Below are 21,904 nucleotides of genomic sequence, written 5' to 3'. Positions count from 1 at the left end.
TCAGACGCGGCATGAATCCTTCACGCATATTTATCGAGCGGCCCGTTGCCACGGCCCTGCTGATGCTGGCCATCCTGTTGTCAGGGTTGCTGGCATTCCGGCTGCTGCCGCTCTCGGCCCTGCCTGAAGTCGATTACCCGACGATCCAGGTCACCACGCTCTACCCCGGTGCCAGTCCCGATGTAATGACGTCGGCCGTCACGGCACCGCTTGAACGCCAGTTCGGACAGATGCCGGGCCTCAAGCAGATGTCCTCGTCGTCCTCGGGCGGCGCATCGGTCATCACGCTGCAGTTCGAACTGACACTGTCGCTCGACGTGGCGGAGCAGGAAGTGCAGGCCGCCATCAACGCAGGCGGCAACCTGCTGCCCGCCGACCTGCCGATGCCGCCGGTCTACAGCAAGGTCAATCCCGCCGACGCGCCGATCATGACGATCGCGATGACCTCCGACACCCTGCCGCTGCCCAAGCTGCAGGACATGGTGGATACGCGCGTGGCCGCCAAGATCTCGCAGATCCAGGGCGTGGGCCTGGTCACGATCAGCGGTGGCCAGCGCCCTGCCGTGCGCATCCAGGCCAACCCGACGGCGCTGGCATCGCTGGGCATGTCGATCGACGACTTGCGCACTGCCGTGGGCAGCGCCAACGTGAATGGCGCCAAGGGCAGTTTCGATGGGCCTTCGCGCGCCTCCACCATCGACGCCAACGATCAGCTCAAGTCCGCCGACGAGTACAGGCAGATCATCATCGGCTACCAGAACGGCGCGCCGATCCGCATCACGGACGTGGCCGAGATTGTCGACGGCCCGGAGAACAGCCGCCTTGCCGCCTGGGCCAATGCCAAGCCCGCCATCGTGGTGAACATCCAGCGCCAGCCCGGCGCCAATGTGATCGACGTGGTGGACCGCATCAAGACACTGCTGCCGCAGTTGCAGTCGGCGCTACCCGCATCGGTGAACGTGCAGTTGCTGACGGACCGCACCACCACCATCCGTGCCTCGGTCAAGGATGTGGAGTTCGAACTGCTGCTGGCCATCGCCCTCGTGGTGATGGTGATCTTCATCTTCCTGCGCAACGTCTCCGCCACGATCATCCCGGGCGTGGCCGTACCGCTCTCGCTAGTGGGCACCTTTGGTGTGATGTATCTCGCCGGCTTCTCGATCAACAATCTCACGCTGATGGCGCTGACCATTGCCACGGGCTTCGTGGTGGATGACGCCATCGTGATGATCGAGAACATCATGCGCTACATCGAGGAAGGCGATCCTCCGATGACGGCGGCGTTGAAAGGCTCCAAGCAGATCGGTTTCACCATCATCTCGCTTACGTTCTCGCTGGTGGCCGTGCTGATTCCGCTGCTGTTCATGGGCGATGTCGTGGGCCGGCTGTTCCGCGAGTTCGCGGTCACGCTCGCGGTCTCCATCCTGATCTCGGCCGTGGTCTCGCTGACGCTGACGCCGATGATGTGCGCACGCCTGCTGCGCCATGTGCCTGAAGCCGAGATGAACCGCTTCCACCGCGCCACGGGTCACTTCTTCGATCGCGTGATCCACCACTACGGCCGCGCGCTGGAATGGGTGCTCGCGCGCCAGACCGCTACGCTCGTGGTCGCCATCGGCACACTGGTGCTGACCGGCCTGCTCTACCTTGTGGTGCCCAAGGGGTTCTTCCCGGTGCAGGACACCGGTGTGATCCAGGCCATCACCGAAGCCGCGCAGACCAGTTCGTTCCAGTCGATGGGCCGCAAGCAGGAAGCCGTGCAGAAGGTGATCCTGCAAGACCCGGCGGTGGCGAGCGTATCGTCTTTCATCGGCGTGGATGGCACCAACCAGACCATCAACGCAGGCCGCATGCTCATCAACCTGAAGCCCAAGGGCGAGCGCGACACGATGGCCGTGGTCACGCAGCGCCTGCAGGATTCGGTGCAGAAGCTGGGCGGCATCTCGCTCTACATGCAGCCCGTGCAGGACCTGACGATCGAGGATCGCGTGGCGCGCACGCAGTACCAGTTCACGGTGGAAGATCCCGATCCCACCGTACTCGCCGAATGGGTTCCCAAGCTCGTCGAGCGATTGAAGCAGGAACCCGAACTGCGCGATGTGGCGAGCGACCTGCAGAACAACGGCCTGCGCGCGTTCGTGGAAATCGATCGCGATGCCGCGGCACGCTTCGGCATCACCACTGCCGTGATCGACAGCGCGCTCTATAGCGCCTTCGGTCAGCGCCTGATCTCGACGATCTTCACGCAGGCCAGCCAGTACCGCGTGGTGCTGGAAACCATGCCCGAGTTCCGCACGAGTCCCGCCGCGCTGGCTGAACTGCGCCTGCCGTCTTCGTCGGGCGGACAGGTGCCGCTGGGTTCCATCGCACGCATCTCCGAGCGCACCGGCCCGCTGGTGATCAACCATCAGGGTCAGTTCCCCGCTTCGACCATCTCGTTCAACCTCGCGCCCGGTGCTTCGCTCGGCGCGGCAGTGGACAAGATCACACAGGTGGAAAAGGAAATTGGATTGCCGATCTCGATGGCCACCGAATTCCAGGGTGCTGCGCTGGCGTTCCGTGCCTCGCTGTCGAATACGCTGTGGCTGATCCTGGCCGCCGTGATCACGATGTATATCGTGTTGGGTGTGCTCTACGAGAGCACGATCCATCCGGTGACGATTCTCTCGACGCTGCCCTCCGCAGGCGTAGGTGCATTGCTGGCGCTGCTCGTATTCCGGCAGGACCTCGGCATCATCGCAATCATCGGCATCATCCTGTTGATCGGTATCGTGAAGAAGAACGCGATCATGATGATCGACTTCGCACTCGAAGCCGAACGCGAGCAGGGTATGAAGCCGTACGACGCGATCTTCCAGGCATGCCTGCTGCGCTTCCGTCCGATTCTGATGACGACGATGGCCGCGCTGCTGGCCGCACTGCCGATGATGCTCGGCTCGGGTATCGGCTCCGAACTGCGTCGTCCGCTCGGTATCACGATGGTGGGTGGCCTGCTGGTCAGCCAGGTGCTGACGCTGTTCACCACGCCGGTGATCTACCTCGCCTTCGACCGTCTGGCGTTACGTCTCAAGAACTGGCGCGAGCGCCGCTTTGGCCGCGATGACGATGGCGACGAAGGTCCGCGCCAGCACGGCCCCATCGTGCCGCGTCCGCAGGAGCCGAACGCCTGATGAATCTTTCGGCCGCCTTTATCCATCGTCCGGTCGCCACCGCGCTGCTGACCATCGGCATCCTGCTGGCGGGCATCGCGGCCTTCCGGCTGTTGCCTGTCTCGCCGCTGCCGCAGGTGGACTTCCCCACGATCTCGGTCTCGGCATCGTTGCCCGGCGCCAGCCCCGAGACCATGGCCGCCACGGTGGCCACGCCGCTCGAACGTGCGCTCGGCACCATCGCCGGCGTCACGGAAATCACGTCGAGCAGTTCGCTGGGTTCCACACGCGTGACGCTGCAGTTCGATCTCTCGCGCGATATCGACGGCGCTGCACGCGATGTGCAGGCCGCCATCAATGCCTCGCGCGCCACGTTGCCGACGAGCCTGCCGAACAATCCGACCTATCGGAAAGTGAACCCGGCCGACGCGCCGATTATGATCATCGCGCTGACCTCGCCGACGATGACGCGCGGCCAGCTCTACGATGCGGCGTCGACCATCCTTTCGCAGAAGCTGTCGCAGGTGGAAGGTGTGGGCCAGGTCACCATTGGCGGTGCGTCGCTGCCAGCGGTGCGCGTATCGCTGAATCCCACGGCGCTGAACAACTACGGCATTTCGCTCGAGGATGTACGCAATACGATTGCGGCGACCAACGCCAATCGTCCGCTCGGCATCCTCGACAACCGCGACCGCGCGTGGCAGGTCTATGCCAACGACCAGGCGATGACGGCGAAGGAGTACATGCCGCTGATCATCCGCTACGCCACGCCGGGCACGTACTCGTCCACCTCGGCCGGTGCGCTGATTGCGAGCACGGCCAACGCCACGGCAGGCGGCAACGTCAGCACGAAGACCGTCAACGGCGTGACCACCACCACGATCACGACGAGCAGTGGCACGCAGACCATCAGCTCTGGCGCCACGGGCGGCAACGTGACCAATCCGGGGCCCAACTCCTTTGCGGTGCCGGTGCGCCTGCAGGACGTGGCCAGCGTGACGGACTCCGTGCAGGACATCCGCAATGCCGGTTCGGCCAACGGCCAGCCTTCGGTGCTGCTGGTGCTGAACCGTTCGCCCGGCGCCAACATCATCGAGACCGTGGACCGCGTCAACGAGATGCTGCCTACGCTGCGCAAGATGATTCCCAGCGCAATCTCGATGGACGTGATGATGGACCGCACGCCCACCATCCGCGCGTCGCTGCGCGAAGTGGAGCACACGCTGATGATCTCGGTGGCACTGGTCATCATGGTCGTGTTCGTGTTCCTGCGTAACGTGCGTGCCACGCTGATTCCGAGCGTGGCGGTGCCGGTGTCGCTGGTCGGTACGTTCTCGATCATGTACCTGTGCGGCTTCTCGCTGAACAACCTCTCGTTGATGGCGCTGACGGTGGCCACCGGCTTTGTGGTGGACGATGCCATCGTGGTACTGGAGAACATCTCGCGCCATATCGAGGAAGGCATGAAACCGATGGCCGCCGCGCTGCGCGGTGCGCGCGAGGTGGGCTTCACGGTGCTGTCGATGAGCTTGTCCCTGATCGCCGTGTTCATTCCGCTCCTGCTGATGGGCGGCATCGTGGGCCGGCTGTTTCAGGAGTTCGCCATCACGCTGTCGGTCGCCATCCTCGTTTCGCTCGTGGTCTCGCTGACCACCACGCCGATGATGTGCGCGCGCCTGCTGCGCTCCCCACACGAAGAGCGTCCGGGCCGCTTCCACCGCTCGACGGAACGCGTGTTCATGTGGTTCCAGGATGGCTATGCGCGCACGCTTGGTGTGGCGCTGCGCCACGGACCCATCGTGTGGATCGTGCTGCTGCTGACCATCGCGCTGAACGTCTATCTCTACATCGTGGTGCCGAAGGGCTTCTTTCCGCAGCAGGACACTGGGCGCGTGATCGGCTTTATCCGCGCGGATCAGGCCACGTCGTTCCAGTTGATGCGCACCAAGCTCGACAACTTCATCAAGATCGTGCAATCCGATCCGGCTGTGGTGAACGTGACCGGCTTCACCGGTGGATCGCAGCGCAATACCGGGCAGATGTTCGTGACGCTGAAGCCGCTCTCAGAACGCAGCGAAACGGCGGACCAGATCATTGCGCGGCTGCGTGTGAAACTGGCGAAGGAGCCCGGTGCGAGCCTGTTCCTGACGCCGGTGCAGGACATCCGCGTCGGCGGTCGGCAGAGCAGTTCGGCGTACCAGTTCACGCTGCAGTCCGATGACCTCGAAGTGCTGCGTGCATGGGAGCCCAAGGTGCGCGCGGCCATCTCGAATATCAAGGGACTGGAAGACGTGGATACCGACACCAACGACAAGGGCCTGCAGACATCGGTCATCATCGACCGCGACGCGGCATCGCGGCTCGGCGTGACCGCGCAACAGGTGGATGCCATCCTCAACGATGCATTCGGCCAGCGGCTGGTCTCCACGATCTACCACCCGCTGAACCAGTACCGCGTGGTGATGGAACTGAGTCAGGAATACCTGCAAGGACCGAACGCGCTCAAGGATATCTACATCATCACGGGCGGCGGGAACCGCGTGCCACTGTCGGCATTCGCACAGGTCACGCCGTCGAGCACGCCGCTTGGTGTGAACCATCAGGGACAGTTCGCCGCATCGACGATCTCGTTCAACCTCGCCGAAGGCTTCTCGCTCTCCGAAGCCACCGACGCGATCAAGCTGGCGATGGCAAAGATCGGCGCGCCGGAGACCTTGCAGGCCAATTTCCAGGGCGGTGCCAAGGCGTTCCAGGATTCGCTCAAGAGCCAGCCACTGCTGATCCTGGCCGCGATCATCACGATCTATATCGTGCTGGGCGTGCTGTACGAAAGCTATGTACATCCGCTGACGATTCTCTCGACGCTGCCATCGGCGGGTGTGGGCGCGCTGCTCGCGTTGCTGCTGTTCAAGACCGAGTTCAGCATCATCGCGCTGATCGGGGTGATCCTGCTGATCGGCATCGTCAAGAAGAACGCGATCATGATGATCGACTTCGCCATCGATGCCGAGCGACGCGAAGGCTTGTCGCCGCGCGATGCCATCTATCGCGCATGCCTGCTGCGCTTCCGTCCGATCATGATGACCACGGCTGCTGCACTACTTGGTGCGATTCCGCTGGCCATCGGTCGTGGCGACGGCGCAGAACTGCGCGCGCCGCTTGGTATCTCGATTGTGGGTGGGCTCGTGGTCAGCCAGTTGCTGACGCTCTACACGACACCCGTGGTCTACCTGACGCTGGATCGCTGGCGTCTGAAAGTCAACGCCTGGCGTGCCCGACGCCAGCGCGGCGATGGCGATAGCGCCACGCCGCACCTCGAACACTGATGAGGGCATTTGCCATGTATCGCCGCCATTTTTCGATTTCAGTTGTCGCCCTGGCCTGCGCCCTGCTGGCCGGCTGCGCAGTGGGCCCCGACTATCGTCGCCCCGATGCGCCCGTCCCCAAGGCATTCAAGGAAGCCACGGATGCCATGCCCGTCTGGACCGGCGACTGGAAGACTGCCGAGCCGCAGGACATGATGTCGCGCCCCGACTGGTGGCGCGCGTTCGACGATCCCGTGCTCGACGGGCTGATGTCGCAAGTGCAGGTCTCCAACCAGAACATCAAGGCCGCCGAAGCGGTCTATCGACAGGCCACGGCATCGCTGGCTGCTGCGCGCGCAGGCTACTTCCCGACGGTGGGTGCCAGCGCGGGCCTCTCGCGTGGCGCATCGAGTTCGGCTGGCCGCGTCACCAACGGCCAGAGCGCGACGCTCTCCGCATCGTGGGAAATCGACGTGTGGGGCCGCATCCGTCGCCAGGTGGAGAGCGCCGAAGCCGGCGCACAAGCCAGTGAAGCGGACCTTGCCTCGACGCTGCTATCGACACAGGCCACGCTCGCGCAAAGCTACTTCCTGCTCCGCGTGGCCGATGCACAGCGCGCGTTGCTCCAGCGCACGGTGGCCGACTACCAGAAGTCCCTGCAACTGGTGCAGAACCAGTACAACGCGGGCACTGCACAACGCTCCGATGTGCTGCAATCCGAGACGCAACTGAAATCCGCACAGGCGCAACTGATCGATATCCAGATCACGCGCGCGCAGTACGAGCACGCGGTGGCAGTACTCGTCGGCAAGCCGCCAGCGGATCTGGGCATAGCCGTCGCCGAAGCAGACGTCACGCTGCCGCGCGTGCCAGTGGCCGTGCCCTCCACACTGCTGGAACGTCGCCCCGACATCGGCGCTGCAGAGCGCCGCATGGCATCGGCCAATGCCGATATCGGCGTCGCGCAAGCCGCGTACTACCCCACGCTGTCGCTGTCCGCGTCGGGCGGACTCACCGCCAGCACGCTCGCGCGCTGGCTCTCTCTGCCGGACCGCATCTGGTCAGTGGGCGCCGGACTCGCCGGCACCGTCTTCGACGGCGGCCTGCGCAGTGCCGCCAAGGCGCAAGCCGTGGCCGCATACGATCAGACCGTCGCCAATTATCGCCAGACCGTACTCACCGCTTTCCAGGAAGTTGAAGACAACCTCGCCGCCACGCGTCTGCTCGAAGAGGAAGCCACTGTCCAGAACGATGCACTGCGCTCGGCGCGCGAAGCCCTCTCGCTCGTCAACAACCGCTACAAGGCGGGCACGGCAGGACTGCTCGACGTACTGACCGCACAGACCGCCGCCTACACGGCCGAGCGCACGGCGCTATCGATCACCGGCCGCCAGTACACGGCAGCGGTGACGTTGATCAAGGCGTTGGGGGGTGGGTGGCATGGGGTGGATATGGGGGAGCAAGGTCGTACTACCGCTCCGGCACTGGCAACGCCTGCTGGCTGACCCGTTCCTTGAGCCAGGTCGCCGCCTTCCCCAACGGGCGCTGTTTGTGCCAGATCAGTTCGAGCGGTACGGGCCAGTCCTGATCCTGGAAGGCCAGCTTCGGCGAGACGAGTCCGGCGGCGGCTGGCGAGTTGGCCACGACGTGCCATGGCACGAAGGCCCAGCCCAGGCCGCGCTTGACCAGTTCGACGATGACCCATTGGCTTTCCACCCACCAGACTTCGGCTGCCACGCGCAGGCGTTTTTTTTCCTCGCTGTCGCTGCGGGTGGCGACCATCAGTTGCCGATAGCGTTTCAGGTCTTCGAAATCGACGCGCGCCTGTCCGGCCAGAGGATGGTCGGGCGCGCAGACGATGGGGAGCGGCACCCATCCCAGTGCATGGAAGCCAAGTTCGGGGGGAAGGATTTCCTGGCGCCACATGATGCCGATGTCGGCGCACTGACTCAGCACGAGGCGGCTCACGTCCTCCATTAGCGGGAACAGCAGTTCCAGTTCGACGGACGGAAAGCGTCGAGAAAATTCCTCGAGCATTCCGCCCAGCGTTTCCTCGGGATACAACTCGTCCACAGCGAGCGTGAGGCGCGACTCCACACCTTCGCCCAAGCTCTTGGCCACGCCCCGGAAATGTTCGCAGCGCTCCAGGATCACGCGCGCCTCAACAAGCAGCCGCTCACCGGCGGGTGTCAGCACCGGGTAACGGCCGGTACGGTCGAACAGCGTGGTATCGAGGTCGATTTCGAGATTGGCCACGGCGGCACTGACCACCGACTGGGCCTTGCCTATGTGGCGCGCGGCGGCGGAAAACGAGCCGGTTTCGGCGGCGGCGGCGAATGCCTGGAGTTGATCGATCGAGAGGCTCATGGGGTGCGTCCTATGTGGCGATTCCGCCTATCCATCGGAAATTCAGATACTACCTAACTTGTGATTGCCGGTGTGGCCGATAGAATGCCACCCATCGCCGCGATCTTGCGGAAAGCTTTGCCCCAATTCAGGAGGTTTTATGCGCACCACAGCAGACCGTATCCGTCACACGATCGGTTTCGAGGTGATTGGCTTGATCACGTTCGCCCCGCTGGCGAGCCTGGTCTTCGGCTACGAGTTGCACCAGATGGGCATCGTCGGCGCGGTGGCCGCGTTGATCGCCGCCACCTGGAACTTCATCTACAACATCATGTTCGACCGCGCGATGCTGCGGTTCACTGGCCAGCTCAAGAAAAGCGCAATGGTTCGCGTGCTGCACGCCATCCTGTTCGAGGGTGGCCTGCTGATCGTGTTCCTGCCGTCGGTGGCGTGGTACCTCGGTATCGGCCTGTGGGACGCCTTCATCATGGACATCGCCGTGGCCGGCTATTACATGGTCTACGCGTTCTTCTACAACTGGGCGTACGACGCGGTCTTCCCGATCCCGAATGCCACGCCGATCAAGTCATCGGCCACGCAGGATTGCCAGGCCGCCAACTGAGTTCGACCCGGCCACGCGGCGCGTGGTCGACCTCCCATCTGAAAAGCGGCCCGAAACGGCCGCTTCACGTCATCCGCGAGGCATGGGGCATGCGTTAACATGCTCGCCATGCCCAAGTCTTCCCCCCGTACCCCATCTTTCTCCAGCCGCCTGTCGTCCGTCATCGTCGTCGGCGTGCTGTCGGTCTTCGGCTTCTCCGCCGTCCAGGCTGCCCCTGCCGCCAAAGCCAAACCTGCAAAGACGTCGAAGGCTGCGAAAGCGTCGAAGGCCGCCAAGGTGGCCGGCGCCACCGGCGCTGCAGCTATTGCCACGCGCGCCGCTGCCGAAGCCCATGATCCGGCCGCTTCCCGGACCGGATTGCCGGCCACCGTGACAACGGCCCTGCGCCGCGCGCACGTGCCGCTATCGGCCACCAGTTTCTATGTGGTCAAGCTGGGTGCACCGCAGGCGCGCGTGAGCTGGAACGCCGAGACGCCGATGAACCCGGCCTCGACGATGAAGGTGGTCACCACGTTCGCGGGCCTGCAACTGCTGGGCCCCGACTACCGCTGGCAGACCTCGCTCTACGCGGACGGCCAGCCCGGCCCCGATGGCATCGTCAACGGCAACGTCTACCTGCGCGGCAGCGGCGATCCCAAGCTCGTGCCCGAAGAGATGGCCAAGCTCGTGGCCAAGGCGCGTTCCACAGGCGCCACGGCTATCAATGGCGACATCGTGCTGGACCGCAGCTACTTTGCCGATGGCCTGAACGGCGGCGACTACTCGATCGACGGCGAGACGCAGCGTGCCTACAACGTGAACCCGGACGCACTGCTCTACGCGTTCAAGACGCTCTCGTTCACGATCACGCCCGACGCAGCCAATCGCAGTGTCGGCGTGGCCGTCACGCCCGCCCTGGCGCAGTTGCGCGTGGATAACCGCCTGACGCTGGCCAACGGCCGCTGCGGCGACTGGAAGTCACGCGCCACGCCGAGCATCATGCCGCAGCCCGATGGCACCATCGTCGCGTCGTTCGATGGCACCTACTCGGCCGATTGCGGCGAGCACATCGTCAACCTGGCTACGCTGAGTCACAGCGATTTCATCTGGGGCGGCTTCGTGGCCGAATGGCAGGCTGCAGGCGGCAGATTCCAGCGTCCGCCTGGCCTGCGCAGCGGCGCGGTGCCGCGCGGCGCGTTCCTGCTGGCGCGACACTATGGCCAGCCGCTGTCCGACATCGTGCGCGATATCAACAAGTTCTCGAACAACGTGATGGCGCGCCAACTGTTCCTGACCGTCGGCGCCGAGATCGATCGCAACGGCCCGGCCAGCACCGACAAGTCGGCACGCGTGATCAAGCGCTGGCTGACACGCCAGGGACTCGACATGCCGGGACTGGTGCTGGAAAACGGTTCGGGATTGTCGCGCGAGGAACGCATCAGTGCGTATGACATGGCGCGCCTGCTGCAACAGGCGGTGGCCAGCAATGTCGGCCCTGCCCTGCTCGATTCGCTGCCGATCCTTGGCGTGGACGGCACGCTGCGCAATCGCCTGACGCGCGCGAATGCGGCTGGCAATGCGTATCTGAAGACGGGGACGCTGGCCGATGTCCGTGCGCTGGCTGGGTATGTGGATGCGCTCAACGGCGAGCGCTTTGTGGTGGTGGCGTATATCAACCACGCGAACGCATCGGCCGCGCAGGAAGCGCACGATGCGTTGATGCAGTGGGTGTACAAGGGAGCGCCTTGATCGGCTGAAGGTCTCGATGCTCCCCTCTCCCGCGCAGTGGGAGAGGGGCTGGGGGAGAGGGCCGGAGGGTCTGCTTGCCGAGCACGTCGCGATTTGCACCGCTGGCCCTCTCCCCTGCCCCTCTCCCGCATGCGGGAGAGGGGAAAAACCTACACAGTCAATCAGTTGCTCTCAAACGCTGCCGCCGCCCGGCCCAACCGGTCGCGCACGCCATCCCACTCATGGGACCCCGGCACCGGCTCGAACACCAGCCGTTGAAAACCTTCCTTGTCCAGGCGACGCAGCAGGCCGTAGAGCGCCTGCGCATAGGCGTCCGGCGTGGTCGGTGCCTGCACGAATACGCAGCGCGTATCGATGCTCGCCGGTGAGCGCGCAACGAACGCCAGGCGGCCATCGGCAGGCAGCGCATCCAGATAAGACGGCAATACCTCTGCGGTAGCCAGCGTCAGCGTGGTGCGCGGTGCGTAGTGCGCCTTCAACGTGCCCGAGGCGCGCGGCGCGGCGGCATCGGGAGGCAGCGGCGGTGTGCCGAGCACGTCCGCCATCATCTGTGCCGTGATCGCACCCGGTCGCAACAGCACCGGACCCATCGTATCGAGTCGCGACAGATCGACGATCGACGATTCGATGCCGATGTCCACGTTGTCGCCTTCCAGCACATACACCGCACCACCAAACTCATCGCGCACATGCTCGGCCGTGGTCGGGCTGACCTGGCCGAACTTGTTGGCCGAGGGCGCAGCGATACCGCCACGGCCGCGCTTGAAGCGACCCAGCAGCGCCTGCGCCACGGGATGCGACGGGCAACGCAATCCGATGCTGTCCTGCCCCCCAGCCACGGCAGCGGGAATATGCGCGGCCCGCTTGAGGATGATCGTCAGCGGGCCGGGCCAGAAGGCGTCGATCAGTGCGCGGGCGGCGTCGGGGACGTCGTCAGTCCAATAGCCGATGTCCGCGCCATCCACCACATGCACGATCACAGGATGGTTCGATGGCCGGCCCTTGGCGGCGAAGATGCGCGCCACGGCCTCGGGACTCTCGGCGTCGGCACCGAGCCCGTAGACGGTCTCGGTCGGGAACGCCACGAGTTGGCCATCTTCGAGCAAGCGAACAGCTTCTTCAAGCTCGGCGGCGGTGGGCATGCGTGAAGACATCAGAAAAACCTTACAGCGGGATATGCAGCGCCTTGGCGGCCGTGTCGAATGCCTCGGCAGCTTCGTCGGCGTGCTCGCCCACGCAGTTCACGTGACCCATCTTGCGCGATGGCCGCGCATCGTTCTTGCCGTACAAGTGCAGCTTGGCGCCAGCCGTGCCCATCACCTCGTCCCAGGCCGGCGTGCGTTCCAGGCCGAACTCGAACCAGCAATCGCCCAGCAGGTTAAGCATCTTGCCCGCCGAGTGCTGGCGCGTGCTGCCCAGCGGCAGGCGGGCCATGGCACGCACCTGCTGCTCGAACTGGCTCGTCTCGCACGCATCCATCGTGATGTGACCGGAGTTGTGCGGACGCGGCGCCATCTCGTTGGCCACGAGCGTGCCATCGGTCAGCACAAAGAACTCGATGCAAAGCACACCGACGTAGCCCATCTCCGACGTGATCGTCGCCGCCGCCGCGCGGGCGCGCGTGGCGATGTCATCGGACACGCTGCTCGACGGCATCGTCGTGGAAAACAGGATGCCATCGCGATGCACGTTCTCGGCCAGCGGCCACGTGGCCGTGGTGCCATCGGCGGCGCGCGCCGCCAATACGGAAACTTCATAGGCCAGCGGCAGCATCTGCTCCAGCACGCACGGCACGTGCTGCATGGCCTTCCATGCGGCGCGCACATCCTCGCGCGTCTTCACGCGGGCCTGGCCCTTGCCGTCGTAGCCCATGCGCGCGGTCTTGAGGATGCCAGGCAGCACGATGTCGGGCACGTTGTCCACATCGGCATCGTGCTGGATCACCCAGTGCGGCGCCGCCGGCACGCCAGTGCGTTCGGCGCACGACGCGAAGAACTTCTTCTCGCCGATGCGGTTCTGCGCGATCGACACGCAGTAGCCGCGCGGCGCCACGAACACGCCTGCCTGCTCCAGGCGGTCCAGCGAGATCGACGGCACGTTCTCGAATTCGGTACTCACCGCCGCACACAGCTTCGCCATCTCGGCCAGCGCAGCCTCGTCGGTGTAGGTCGCGCAGATATGGCGATCCGCCACGTTGCCGGCCGGGCTGTCCTGATCGGGATCGAGCACGCAGACGCGATAGCCCATCGACTGCGCCGCATGCGTGAACATGCGACCGAGCTGGCCGCCGCCGAGCATGCCGAGCCAGGCGCCAGGCAGGATCGGCGAGTTCGGGGTATCGACGCCAAACTCGGCGCGCGATTCCTCGGTATGCGCTTCGGACAGGTAGGGATGGATATCGGTCGGCATGGCTCAGGCTTCTCTGACTACGGAGGTGTCGCGGACGGCCGGCAGCCGACCGTCCACAGGTTCAGCAAAGGTTCAAACAGGCAGCTTCATCGCCCGTGCGGCTTCGGTCTGCTTCGCGCGGAATGCCTCCAGCGCGCTGGCCAGCGCGTCGTCGGTGGTGGCCAGCGTGGCGATCGCGTGCAGCGCCGCATTGGCAGCACCGGCTTCGCCAATCGCGAACGTGGCAACCGGCACGCCCTTGGGCATCTGCACGATCGACAGCAGCGAATCCTCGCCACGCAGATACTTCGACGGCACCGGCACGCCGAACACCGGCACGATGGTCTTGGCGGCGATCATGCCCGGCAGGTGCGCAGCACCGCCGGCACCGGCGATGATCGCGCGGATGCCACGGCTGCGCGCCGACTCGGCGTACGCGAACATGTCGTCGGCCATGCGGTGCGCGGACACCACCTGGGCTTCGAATGCCACGTTGAAATCCTTGAGCATGGCCACGGCGTGCTGCATCACGTCCCAATCGGAACTGCTGCCCATCACCACGCCCACCACGGGCTTTGCTGCTTCAGTCATTTCTCATCCAATCCGTGTGTCTTACAGCAGTGCCTCGCCGGTCAGGCGGGTCAGCGCTTCCTTGTACTTGTCGGCGGTCTTCTGCACCACGTCGTCCGGCAGTTGCGGCGCCGGCGCGGTCTTCGGCCACGGCTTGCCGTCGATGCGCACGGCTTCCAGCCAGTCACGCACGAACTGCTTGTCGAAGGACGGCGGGTTGGTGCCCACCTGATACGAATCCGCCGGCCAGAAGCGCGACGAATCGGCGGTCAGCACTTCGTCCATCAGTGTCAGCGTGCCGTCCTCATCCAGGCCGAACTCGAACTTGGTATCGGCAATGATGATGCCGCGGGTGGCGGCGTACTCGGCTGCTTCCTTGTACAGGCGGATCGAGATGTCGCGCATCTGTGCGGCCAGCTCCTTGCCAATGCGCTGCTCGGTTTCCTCGAACGAGATGTTCTCGTCGTGCTCGCCCAGATCCGCCTTGGCCGCTGGCGTGAAAATCGGCTCGGGCAGCTTCTGCGAGTTCTGCAGACCGGCCGGCAACGCGATGCCGCACACCTTGCCCGTGGCCTGGTAGTCCTTCCAGCCGCTACCGGCCAGATAGCCGCGCACCACCGCTTCCACCAGGATCGGCTTCAGGCGCTTGACCACCACGGCGCGACCCTTCACCTGCGCCACTTCGTCAGGCGACACCACGCTCTCGGCGGTCACGCCGGTCTCGTGGTTCGGCACGATGTGCGCGAGCTTGCGGAACCAGAAGTTCGCCATCTGGTTCAGGACGCGGCCCTTGGCCGGGATCGGCTCGCCCATGATCACGTCGAACGCCGACAGGCGGTCGGTGGTCACGATCAGCAGCTTGTCGTCGCCCACGGCGTAGTTGTCGCGGACCTTACCCTTGCCGAGCAGCGGCAGGGACTGGATGGAGGATTCGTAGAGGGCGTCGGACATGATGTGAAAGCGGCTGCGGCTGAAAACAAGCGGGGCTTCCTGCATAACGCCACGTTACGCGAAGCCCCATGAAGAACGAACGCCCCGCGCGCAAACCTTGCGCAGACGGGGCGGAGAAACACGATTTACTGCACGACCTGGGCGAGCTTGCCGGCCTTGTACTGGCCAGCGATATCCACCAGCGACAGGCCCTTGATCTTGCTGGCCTGACCTTCGCAGCCAAATGCCACGTAGCGGGCCTTGCACACCTGCTTGGCTGCTTCGCGGGCCGGCTTCAGGTATTCGCGCGGGTCGAACTTGCTCGGGTTCTCGGCAAAGAAGCGGCGGATGGCGCCAGTCATCGCCAGACGGATGTCGGTGTCGATGTTGATCTTGCGCACGCCGTACTTGATGGCTTCCTGGATTTCTTCCACGGGCACGCCATACGTTTCCTTCATGTCGCCACCGAACTTGCGGATTTCTTCCAGCAGTTCCTGCGGCACCGACGACGAACCGTGCATCACCAGGTGGGTGTTCGGAATGCGCGCGTGGATTTCCTTGATGCGGCTGATGGCCAGGATGTCGCCCGTGGGCTTGCGCGTGAACTTGTAGGCGCCGTGCGAGGTGCCGATGGCGATGGCCAGGGCGTCCAGCTGGGTCGCCTTCACGAAGTCCGCAGCCTGCTCGGGATCGGTCAGCAGCATCGAGTGGTCCAGCACGCCTTCGGCGCCGATACCGTCTTCCTCGCCCGCTTCACCGGTTTCCAGCGAGCCCAGGCAGCCCAGTTCGCCTTCCACGGTCACGCCCACGGCGTGGGCCAGTTGCACGACCTTGCGCGTCACGTCCACGTTGTACTCGTACTCGGCCGGGGTCTTGCCGTCTTCACGCAGCGAGCCGTCCATCATCACCGACGAGAAGCCCAGGTCGATGGCGCCCTGGCAGATCGCCGGCGACTGGCCGTGATCCTGGTGCATCACCACGGGGATGTGCGGGTAGGCTTCCACCGCGGCTTCGATCAGGTGGCGCAGGAAGTGCTCGCCGGCATATTTGCGGGCGCCGGCCGAAGCCTGCATGATCACCGGAGCGTTCACCTCGTCGGCGGCCTGCATGATGGCCTGGACCTGTTCGAGGTTGTTCACGTTGAACGCCGGCAGGGCGTAGTTGTTCTCGGCGGCATGGTCCAGCAGCTGGCGCATGGAAACGAGTGGCATGTCTGACTCCTGAATGTAAAAGCTTGAGGTTCTGAATTCTTGTCGATGCGGCACCGGGCAGGTTCGCGCATCCTCGGTGCCGCGTCTGTCCGCGGCACCACACCGGACGTTGTTACTTGCTGCCCACGCGCACGATCTTGAGCGTGTTCGTGCCGCCGGCCTGGCCCATCGGCTCGCCGATCGTCAGCACGATGAAATCGCCGTGCTGCACCACGCCCTGCGCGAGCAGCAGTTCTTCTGCCTGCTCCAGCGCCTCGTCGCGGTCGGTGCTCGACTGCAGCGGCAGCGCCACCACGTTGCGGTACAGCTGCATCTTGCGCTGCGACGCCAGGTTCGGGGTCATCGCGTAGATCGGCACGTGGATGCGGTGGCGGCTCATCCACAGCGCCGTGGCGCCGGAATCGGTCAGCGCGGCAATCGCCTTCACTCCTAGATGATAGGCCGTGAACAACGCACCCATGGCGATCGACTGGTCGATGCGCGAGAACGTCTGGTTCAGGAAATCGGTGTCGAGCTGCACCACTTCCGACTTCTCTGCCTCCATGCAGATCGCCGCCATCGCTTCGACCGTTTCCACCGGATAGCGCCCGGCAGCGGTTTCGGCGGAGGTCATCACGGCATCGGTGCCGTCGAGCACGGCGTTGGCCACGTCGGAGACCTCGGCGCGCGTCGGCACCGGGTTCACGATCATGCTTTCCATCATCTGCGTGGCCGTGATCGTGAGCTTGTTCGCTTCTCGCGCGAGGCGGATCATGCGCTTTTGCAGCGCCGGCACGGCAGCATTGCCCACTTCCACGGCCAGGTCGCCACGGGCGACCATGATGCCGTCCGACGCGTTAAGGATTTCCTCGAGCACGCCGGGCCGGATCGCCTCGGCACGCTCGATCTTGGCGATCATGCGTGCCTTATGGTTGTGCTGCTGCCCGGCCACGTTCGCCAGCTGGCGCGCCATTTCCATGTCCGTGGCGTTCTTCGGAAAGCTCACGGCCAGATAGTCCGCGCCCAGCGCCATGGCGGTCTTGATGTCCTCCATGTCCTTGGCGGTCAACGCCGGCGCCGACAACCCGCCACCCTGGCGGTTGATCCCCTTGTTGTTCGACAGCTCGCCGCCCACGCGCACCGTGGTGAAGATCTCGCTGCCGAGCACGCGGTCCACCACCAGCACGATCAGGCCGTCGTTGAGCAGCAGTACGTCGCCCGGGCCCACGTCGCGCGGCAGGTCCTTGTAGTCCAGCCCAGCGCGCTGCTCGTTGCCGACCTGGCAATTGGAATCGAGCACGAACGAATCACCCACCTTCAGCGTGACCTTGCCGTTCTCGAACTTGCCCACGCGGATCTTGGGGCCCTGCAGGTCGGCCATGATGGCCACCTCGCGCCCGCAGGCCGCAGCCGCTTCGCGCACCATGGCCGCACGGTCGATATGATCCTGCGCGGTGCCATGCGAGAAATTCAGGCGCACCACATCGACACCGGCCCCGATCATGCGGGTAAGCACTTCCAGCGTGCTGGAGACAGGACCAATGGTGGCGACGATCTTGGTGGAACGGGACATGCGGGCGGCTTCCTTCAATGGGGGCGTAAAGGGGCTTCGAACAGTCGGGTCATAGTGTTACTTGCCGGGGCCGGGATATGGCCGGCCCCGCTGCGCCGCATCAGCCTGCGGCGCGTTGTTCCAGCACTTCGAAGGCCGGCAGCTTGCGGCCTTCGAGGAATTCTAGGAAGGCACCGCCACCCGTGGAGATATAGTCCACGCGGTCGGCAATACCGTACTTGGCGATGGCGGCCAGCGTATCGCCACCGCCTGCAATCGAGAACGCCTTGGATGCGGCGATGGCCTCGGCCAGCACCTTGGTGCCGTTGCCGAACTGGTCGAACTCGAACACGCCAACCGGACCGTTCCAGACGATGGTGCCAGCGGACTTCAACTGGTCGGCCAGCATGGCGGCGGTCTTCGGACCGATATCCAGGATCATGTCGTCGTCGGCCACGTCCTTGACGTCCTTGACCGTGGCGGCGGCCGTGGCGCTGAATTCCTTGGCGCAGACCACATCGACCGGAATCGGCACCGAGGCGCCGCGGGCGGCCATGATGTCGATGATCGCGCGGGCGTCGCCCACGAGGTCGGCCTCGGCCAGAGACTTGCCGATCTTCAGGCCGGCGGCCAGCATGAACGTATTGGCGATACCGCCCCCGACCACGAGGTTGTCGACCTTGTCGGCCAGCGCCTTCAGGATGGTCAGCTTGGTCGAGACCTTGGAGCCGGCCACGATGGCTGCCAGCGGACGGGCCGGCTGACCCAGCGCGCGGCCCAGCGCATCGATCTCGGCGGCCAGCAGGGGGCCGGCGCAGGCGATGGGAGCGTACTTCGCGATACCGACGGTGGTGGCTTCGGCACGGTGGGCTGTCCCGAATGCGTCATTGACGTACACGTCGCACAGCTTGGCCATTTTCTGGGCCAGTTCGTCGCTGTTCTTCTTCTCACCCTTGTTGACGCGGCAGTTTTCCAGCAGCACGACTTGCCCCGGCGCCACGTCCACACCATCGACCCAGTTTTGCACCAGACGCACGGGCTTACCCAGCAGTTCGGACAGGCGCGTGGCGATAGGCGCAAGCGAATCCTCGGGCTTGAACTCCCCCTCGGTCGGGCGACCCAGATGCGAAGTCACCATCACCGCGGCGCCTGCTTCAAGACTGGCCTGGATGGCCGGCACCGAGGCGCGGATGCGCGTGTCTTCGGTAATGTTTCCTGCGTCGTCTTGGGGCACATTCAGATCGGCGCGGATGAACACACGCTTGCCGGAAAGCTTGCCTTGGGAAATGAGATCGGAAAGACGCAGAACAGAGGTCATGGCGAGGAGCGCAGAGGCATGAACGGCACGCGGCCGCACATAAATTTCGGGGAAACCGGCATTTTACCTGATCGTCGTTGCGGATTTGCGGGTTCGGCCCCTTGCGGCTCATACAACACTCGCATCGTAGTTGACCCCCCACTTCATAGGGGTATTGGACTAGTTGCAGTCCCCGCCGCTTCCGGTAATGTATGGCCCAATGTATTAAACATATGCATTGTCAGACACCCCGACCATTTTTGATTTTTTTAGTACATTATGTGGGGCAACCGACCTAGATCGGACGTTTGACGCACGACCATTCCCGCGGCCAGTCCGGTACAGCGGGAAGGACTGTTGTCGTTGGAATGCTAAGGGGTAGTCACATGGACCAAGCAGCTGTCCACGGTGCCATCCGTGGGTTGTACGAGGGCATTCTGGATCCAGGGGCGTGGCAGCAAAGTCTCCGTGCGGTGACCAATATGGCCGGTTCCGCGCATGCGTCGATGATGGTGTGGGATACCGTGACTGATCAGGTCACCGTCAATGAAGTCGTCAACCCCGTCACCGAACTGTTCACCGCCTACGAAGCCGAATTCCAGGTCATCGATCCGGCCAAGTCCTTTGCGCCCCGCCTGGTGCCGGGGGCCTGGTACATCGACGCGCGTGACCTGGGGCCGCAGGCCATGGCGCGCCACCCGTTCTATCGCGACTTCTTCAACCGCTTCGACCTGCGCTCCTATGTGGCATGCCTGGTCGAGCGGCAGCCGCACTACGAAGTCTATTTCTCGATGCAGCGAGCGATGTCGCAGGAGGCGTTTTCCGGCGAGGACACCCGCAAACTCGATTGGGTCGTGCCCCACATGCGTACCGCCATCGCGATGCGCGAGCGCACGCTGGCGCTGTCCACGCTGGCGTCCCTTTCCTCGCGGCTGATCGAGCGGCTGGCGTTTGCCCTGATCGTCTACACGCCCGACCGCCGCCTGCTGCTGGCCAACACCGCCGGTGAGCGCTGGGCGCGCCGCCTGGACCCTGCTGGCAAAACGGCCGGCTGGCAACTCTCGCGCCATTTCCCGGATATGCTTCAGGCTGCCTGCGACCCCGCCACGCCGCTCGGCGCCCAGGCCGCCCGGGCGACGGACAGTCTCGGCAACCACGCCGAGGTGCTGGTGCTGCCGATACCCCCCGCCCATGCGTTTGCCTCGCAGTGGCAGCAACCGGCAGCCATGGTGGTGGTGCACGAGGCCGGCGCCCCTTCGGTGCTGCTCGACACCGCGCTACGAAACCTCTACGCGCTGACGCCCGCCGAGACACGGCTTGCATCCCGCGTTGCCACCGGCGAAGCCTTGCCCGAGGCCAGCCGCCAACTGCGCATCCGGCACGAGACCGCGCGCACGCAACTCAAGTCGATCTTCCTGAAGACCGGCTGCACCAGCCAGCCCCAACTGACGCACCTGCTGACGAAACTGTCGGCGGCCCTTGACGGCGGCTGAACGCCACCGGCGCTTTTCGCGGTAACTCTCCTCCCCCCGCAGGCAGGCCAATCCCGGTCTTTGCGCGGCCCCTCGGGGGCACGTGCACCTATGCGGCGGCAACCATGAGAACAAGAAATGAGACAGGAAGAGCAGGATGAAGGAAGGTGACATGCACGAGACAATTCGCGGTCTTTACCAAGGAGTGTTCGACCCGCTCGCGTGGCAACGCAGCCTCTTTGCGCTTTGCCGTTTCAGCGACAGCACGCAGGCCTCATTGTTGATCGTGGATGCCGGCCGGCACACCGTGCTGGCCCGCCATACCGTCCATGGCGTGGCGGGAGATCCGTCGCAGTGGTCGCGTTCGCCGGGCCTGATCTCCGGCCTGCCCGCCGCGGGTAGCCTGCCGGTGGGCAGTTGGCATATCGACCGGCGCGAATTGCCGGTCCCGGTCTCGGCCCGGTATCCGCTGGACGGACGCGCGCTCGAAGAACCGCCGCCGGCTTCCGTCATGGCTTGCCTGGTAGACCGGCAATCCAGCCATGAGGTGTACCTGGCATTCCAGCGGCCTGCCAGTGAAGTCGTGTTCTCGGAGGACGATGCAAGAAAGCTCGACTGGGCCATCCCGCACCTGCGAGAAGCCATGGCGCTGCGCGAGCGCATGCATGGCGTGGCAGCCTAGGGGCATGTTTCGGCGGATCTGCTGAACCGGCTGCCGTTTGGCGTGATCGTCTTTGGAGAATCGGGCAAGCCGTTGATGCACAACCCGGCAGGCGAGCCATGGATACGCCGGCTGCAACCGGGCGGCGGCGAGCCTTCCAACGGCAATATCAATGGCAATGGCAGCGGCATGCCCAATGCCAATCACACCAGCAACGGCAACGGCCCGGCCTGGCGCCTGTCGCGGCCCTTCGGCGAAGTCTTCCGGGCGGTGGGAGATCCTGGCAGGCTACAGCCCACCCAGGCCGTCCAGGCCATTGGCGCCGATGGCCGTGCCGCGCAGATCGTAGCCCTGGCGATGAAGCCGGCCGCGTATCTGTCACCCGACTGGCAAGGCCATCCGGTGCTGGTCACCATCCACGAGAACCACGGCGTACCCCGCGCGGTGCCGTCCGTGCTGCGGGATCTTTACGCACTGACGCCTGCGGAGTGCCGGCTGGCGCTACTGCTGACCACGGGGATCGGGTTGCCCGACGCCTGCCTGCAGCTCGGCATCAAGCGCGAGACCAGCCGCTCGCAGCTCAAGTCGATCTTCACCAAGACGAACACGAGCACACAGGCCCAGCTCGCTCACCTGCTCACGCGGCTCGGCAGCGTGCTGAGCGAGCCGGTCATGCACGACGATCGCTAGCCAC

Annotated in this window: 16 protein-coding genes; 8 read left to right on the top strand and 8 right to left on the bottom strand. The window is 64.7% G+C overall.

The annotated features are described in order from the left end of the window. The first annotated feature begins 11 nt into the window (after positions 1-11). Genes ABDB81_RS04565 through ABDB81_RS04555 form a run of 3 tightly spaced genes read left to right on the top strand, consistent with a single transcriptional unit; the run spans position 12 to position 7,959 of the window. On the top strand, positions 12-3,170 hold the full coding sequence (locus ABDB81_RS04565; RefSeq protein WP_160471533.1) for an MdtB/MuxB family multidrug efflux RND transporter permease subunit: 3,159 nt from the start codon (positions 12-14) through the stop codon (positions 3,168-3,170). Beyond that, positions 3,170-6,475, top strand: coding sequence for an efflux RND transporter permease subunit (locus tag ABDB81_RS04560; RefSeq protein WP_137925012.1), 3,306 nt, complete (start codon positions 3,170-3,172; stop codon positions 6,473-6,475). The genes ABDB81_RS04565 and ABDB81_RS04560 overlap by 1 nt, the downstream gene beginning before the upstream one ends. Beyond that, complete coding sequence (locus ABDB81_RS04555; protein ID WP_346809946.1) at positions 6,475-7,959, top strand: efflux transporter outer membrane subunit; 1,485 nt, start codon at positions 6,475-6,477, stop codon at positions 7,957-7,959. Before ABDB81_RS04560 ends, ABDB81_RS04555 begins: the two co-directional genes overlap by 1 nt. Here the strand turns inward: ABDB81_RS04555 and ABDB81_RS04550 are convergent. Continuing rightward, on the bottom strand, positions 7,925-8,821 hold the full coding sequence (locus ABDB81_RS04550; RefSeq protein ID WP_137925010.1) for a LysR family transcriptional regulator: 897 nt from the start codon (positions 8,819-8,821) through the stop codon (positions 7,925-7,927). The genes ABDB81_RS04555 and ABDB81_RS04550 overlap by 35 nt on opposite strands. 139 nt (positions 8,822-8,960) lie before the next feature. Here ABDB81_RS04550 and ABDB81_RS04545 point away from each other — a divergent pair, with 139 nt between their 5' ends. Next, complete coding sequence (locus ABDB81_RS04545; protein ID WP_346809945.1) at positions 8,961-9,422, top strand: PACE efflux transporter; 462 nt, start codon at positions 8,961-8,963, stop codon at positions 9,420-9,422. Between the two features lie 108 nt (positions 9,423-9,530). After that, positions 9,531-11,150, top strand: coding sequence for a D-alanyl-D-alanine carboxypeptidase/D-alanyl-D-alanine-endopeptidase (gene dacB / locus ABDB81_RS04540; RefSeq protein ID WP_346809943.1), 1,620 nt, complete (start codon positions 9,531-9,533; stop codon positions 11,148-11,150). A gap of 161 nt (positions 11,151-11,311) precedes the next feature. Here the strand turns inward: dacB and ABDB81_RS04535 are convergent, their stop codons facing one another. From ABDB81_RS04535 to ABDB81_RS04505, 7 genes are all read right to left on the bottom strand, one after another. Then, a complete protein-coding gene (locus ABDB81_RS04535) occupies positions 11,312-12,304 on the bottom strand; it encodes an L-threonylcarbamoyladenylate synthase (RefSeq protein WP_346809941.1) in 993 nt (330 codons plus the stop codon). A gap of 10 nt (positions 12,305-12,314) precedes the next feature. Beyond that, positions 12,315-13,559, bottom strand: a complete 1,245-nt coding sequence (locus tag ABDB81_RS04530; protein WP_346809940.1) for a 5-(carboxyamino)imidazole ribonucleotide synthase — start codon at positions 13,557-13,559, stop codon at positions 12,315-12,317. 72 nt (positions 13,560-13,631) lie between these two features. Continuing rightward, complete coding sequence (gene purE, locus ABDB81_RS04525) at positions 13,632-14,129, bottom strand: 5-(carboxyamino)imidazole ribonucleotide mutase (protein WP_137925005.1); 498 nt, start codon at positions 14,127-14,129, stop codon at positions 13,632-13,634. A 21-nt stretch (positions 14,130-14,150) separates the two neighbouring features. Next, positions 14,151-15,059, bottom strand: coding sequence for a phosphoribosylaminoimidazolesuccinocarboxamide synthase (locus tag ABDB81_RS04520; protein WP_346809938.1), 909 nt, complete (start codon positions 15,057-15,059; stop codon positions 14,151-14,153). A gap of 125 nt (positions 15,060-15,184) precedes the next feature. Continuing rightward, complete coding sequence (fba, locus tag ABDB81_RS04515) at positions 15,185-16,249, bottom strand: class II fructose-bisphosphate aldolase (RefSeq protein WP_137925003.1); 1,065 nt, start codon at positions 16,247-16,249, stop codon at positions 15,185-15,187. A 112-nt stretch (positions 16,250-16,361) separates the two neighbouring features. Continuing rightward, positions 16,362-17,801 carry a pyruvate kinase gene (gene pyk, locus ABDB81_RS04510; RefSeq protein WP_346809936.1) on the bottom strand — a complete coding sequence of 480 codons (1,440 nt, stop codon included), beginning with the start codon at positions 17,799-17,801 and terminating at the stop codon, positions 16,362-16,364. 100 nt (positions 17,802-17,901) lie between these two features. Next, a complete protein-coding gene (locus ABDB81_RS04505; RefSeq protein WP_137925001.1) occupies positions 17,902-19,098 on the bottom strand; it encodes a phosphoglycerate kinase in 1,197 nt (398 codons plus the stop codon). A 365-nt stretch (positions 19,099-19,463) separates the two neighbouring features. On the opposite strand from ABDB81_RS04505, the gene ABDB81_RS04500 reads away from it, so the two are divergent. The 3 genes from ABDB81_RS04500 (at position 19,464) to ABDB81_RS04490 (ending at position 21,900) form a co-directional block, all read left to right on the top strand. Further along, a complete protein-coding gene (locus ABDB81_RS04500) occupies positions 19,464-20,570 on the top strand; it encodes a helix-turn-helix transcriptional regulator (protein WP_346809933.1) in 1,107 nt (368 codons plus the stop codon). Between the two features lie 151 nt (positions 20,571-20,721). Beyond that, the gene (locus tag ABDB81_RS04495; RefSeq protein WP_346809932.1) at positions 20,722-21,231 is read left to right on the top strand and encodes a hypothetical protein; all 510 of its coding nucleotides are present in this window, start codon (positions 20,722-20,724) and stop codon (positions 21,229-21,231) included. A 42-nt stretch (positions 21,232-21,273) separates the two neighbouring features. Then, positions 21,274-21,900: a helix-turn-helix transcriptional regulator gene (locus ABDB81_RS04490; protein WP_346809930.1), complete on the top strand. Its 627-nt coding sequence runs from the start codon at positions 21,274-21,276 to the stop codon at positions 21,898-21,900. Positions 21,901-21,904: the final 4 nt, after the last annotated feature.

Origin of the sequence: Cupriavidus sp. DL-D2, from assembly GCF_039710735.1 — a bacterium.
Lineage (GTDB): Bacteria > Pseudomonadota > Gammaproteobacteria > Burkholderiales > Burkholderiaceae > Cupriavidus.
Note: the sequence above shows the minus strand (reverse complement) of the source record. Positions and strands in the feature narration are given on the sequence as shown.

Coding starts and splice junctions, on each gene's coding strand:
- pyk (WP_346809936.1), bottom strand. CDS start 17,801: ATGTCCCGTTCCACCAAGATCGTCGCCACCATTGGTCCTGTCTCCAGC.
- ABDB81_RS04500 (WP_346809933.1), top strand. CDS start 19,464: ATGGACCAAGCAGCTGTCCACGGTGCCATCCGTGGGTTGTACGAGGGC.
- ABDB81_RS04545 (WP_346809945.1), top strand. CDS start 8,961: ATGCGCACCACAGCAGACCGTATCCGTCACACGATCGGTTTCGAGGTG.
- ABDB81_RS04560 (WP_137925012.1), top strand. CDS start 3,170: ATGAATCTTTCGGCCGCCTTTATCCATCGTCCGGTCGCCACCGCGCTG.
- fba (WP_137925003.1), bottom strand. CDS start 16,249: ATGCCACTCGTTTCCATGCGCCAGCTGCTGGACCATGCCGCCGAGAAC.
- dacB (WP_346809943.1), top strand. CDS start 9,531: ATGCCCAAGTCTTCCCCCCGTACCCCATCTTTCTCCAGCCGCCTGTCG.
- ABDB81_RS04565 (WP_160471533.1), top strand. CDS start 12: ATGAATCCTTCACGCATATTTATCGAGCGGCCCGTTGCCACGGCCCTG.
- ABDB81_RS04550 (WP_137925010.1), bottom strand. CDS start 8,821: ATGAGCCTCTCGATCGATCAACTCCAGGCATTCGCCGCCGCCGCCGAA.
- ABDB81_RS04520 (WP_346809938.1), bottom strand. CDS start 15,059: ATGTCCGACGCCCTCTACGAATCCTCCATCCAGTCCCTGCCGCTGCTC.
- ABDB81_RS04505 (WP_137925001.1), bottom strand. CDS start 19,098: ATGACCTCTGTTCTGCGTCTTTCCGATCTCATTTCCCAAGGCAAGCTT.
- purE (WP_137925005.1), bottom strand. CDS start 14,129: ATGACTGAAGCAGCAAAGCCCGTGGTGGGCGTGGTGATGGGCAGCAGT.
- ABDB81_RS04555 (WP_346809946.1), top strand. CDS start 6,475: ATGAGGGCATTTGCCATGTATCGCCGCCATTTTTCGATTTCAGTTGTC.
- ABDB81_RS04530 (WP_346809940.1), bottom strand. CDS start 13,559: ATGCCGACCGATATCCATCCCTACCTGTCCGAAGCGCATACCGAGGAA.
- ABDB81_RS04495 (WP_346809932.1), top strand. CDS start 20,722: ATGCACGAGACAATTCGCGGTCTTTACCAAGGAGTGTTCGACCCGCTC.
- ABDB81_RS04535 (WP_346809941.1), bottom strand. CDS start 12,304: ATGTCTTCACGCATGCCCACCGCCGCCGAGCTTGAAGAAGCTGTTCGC.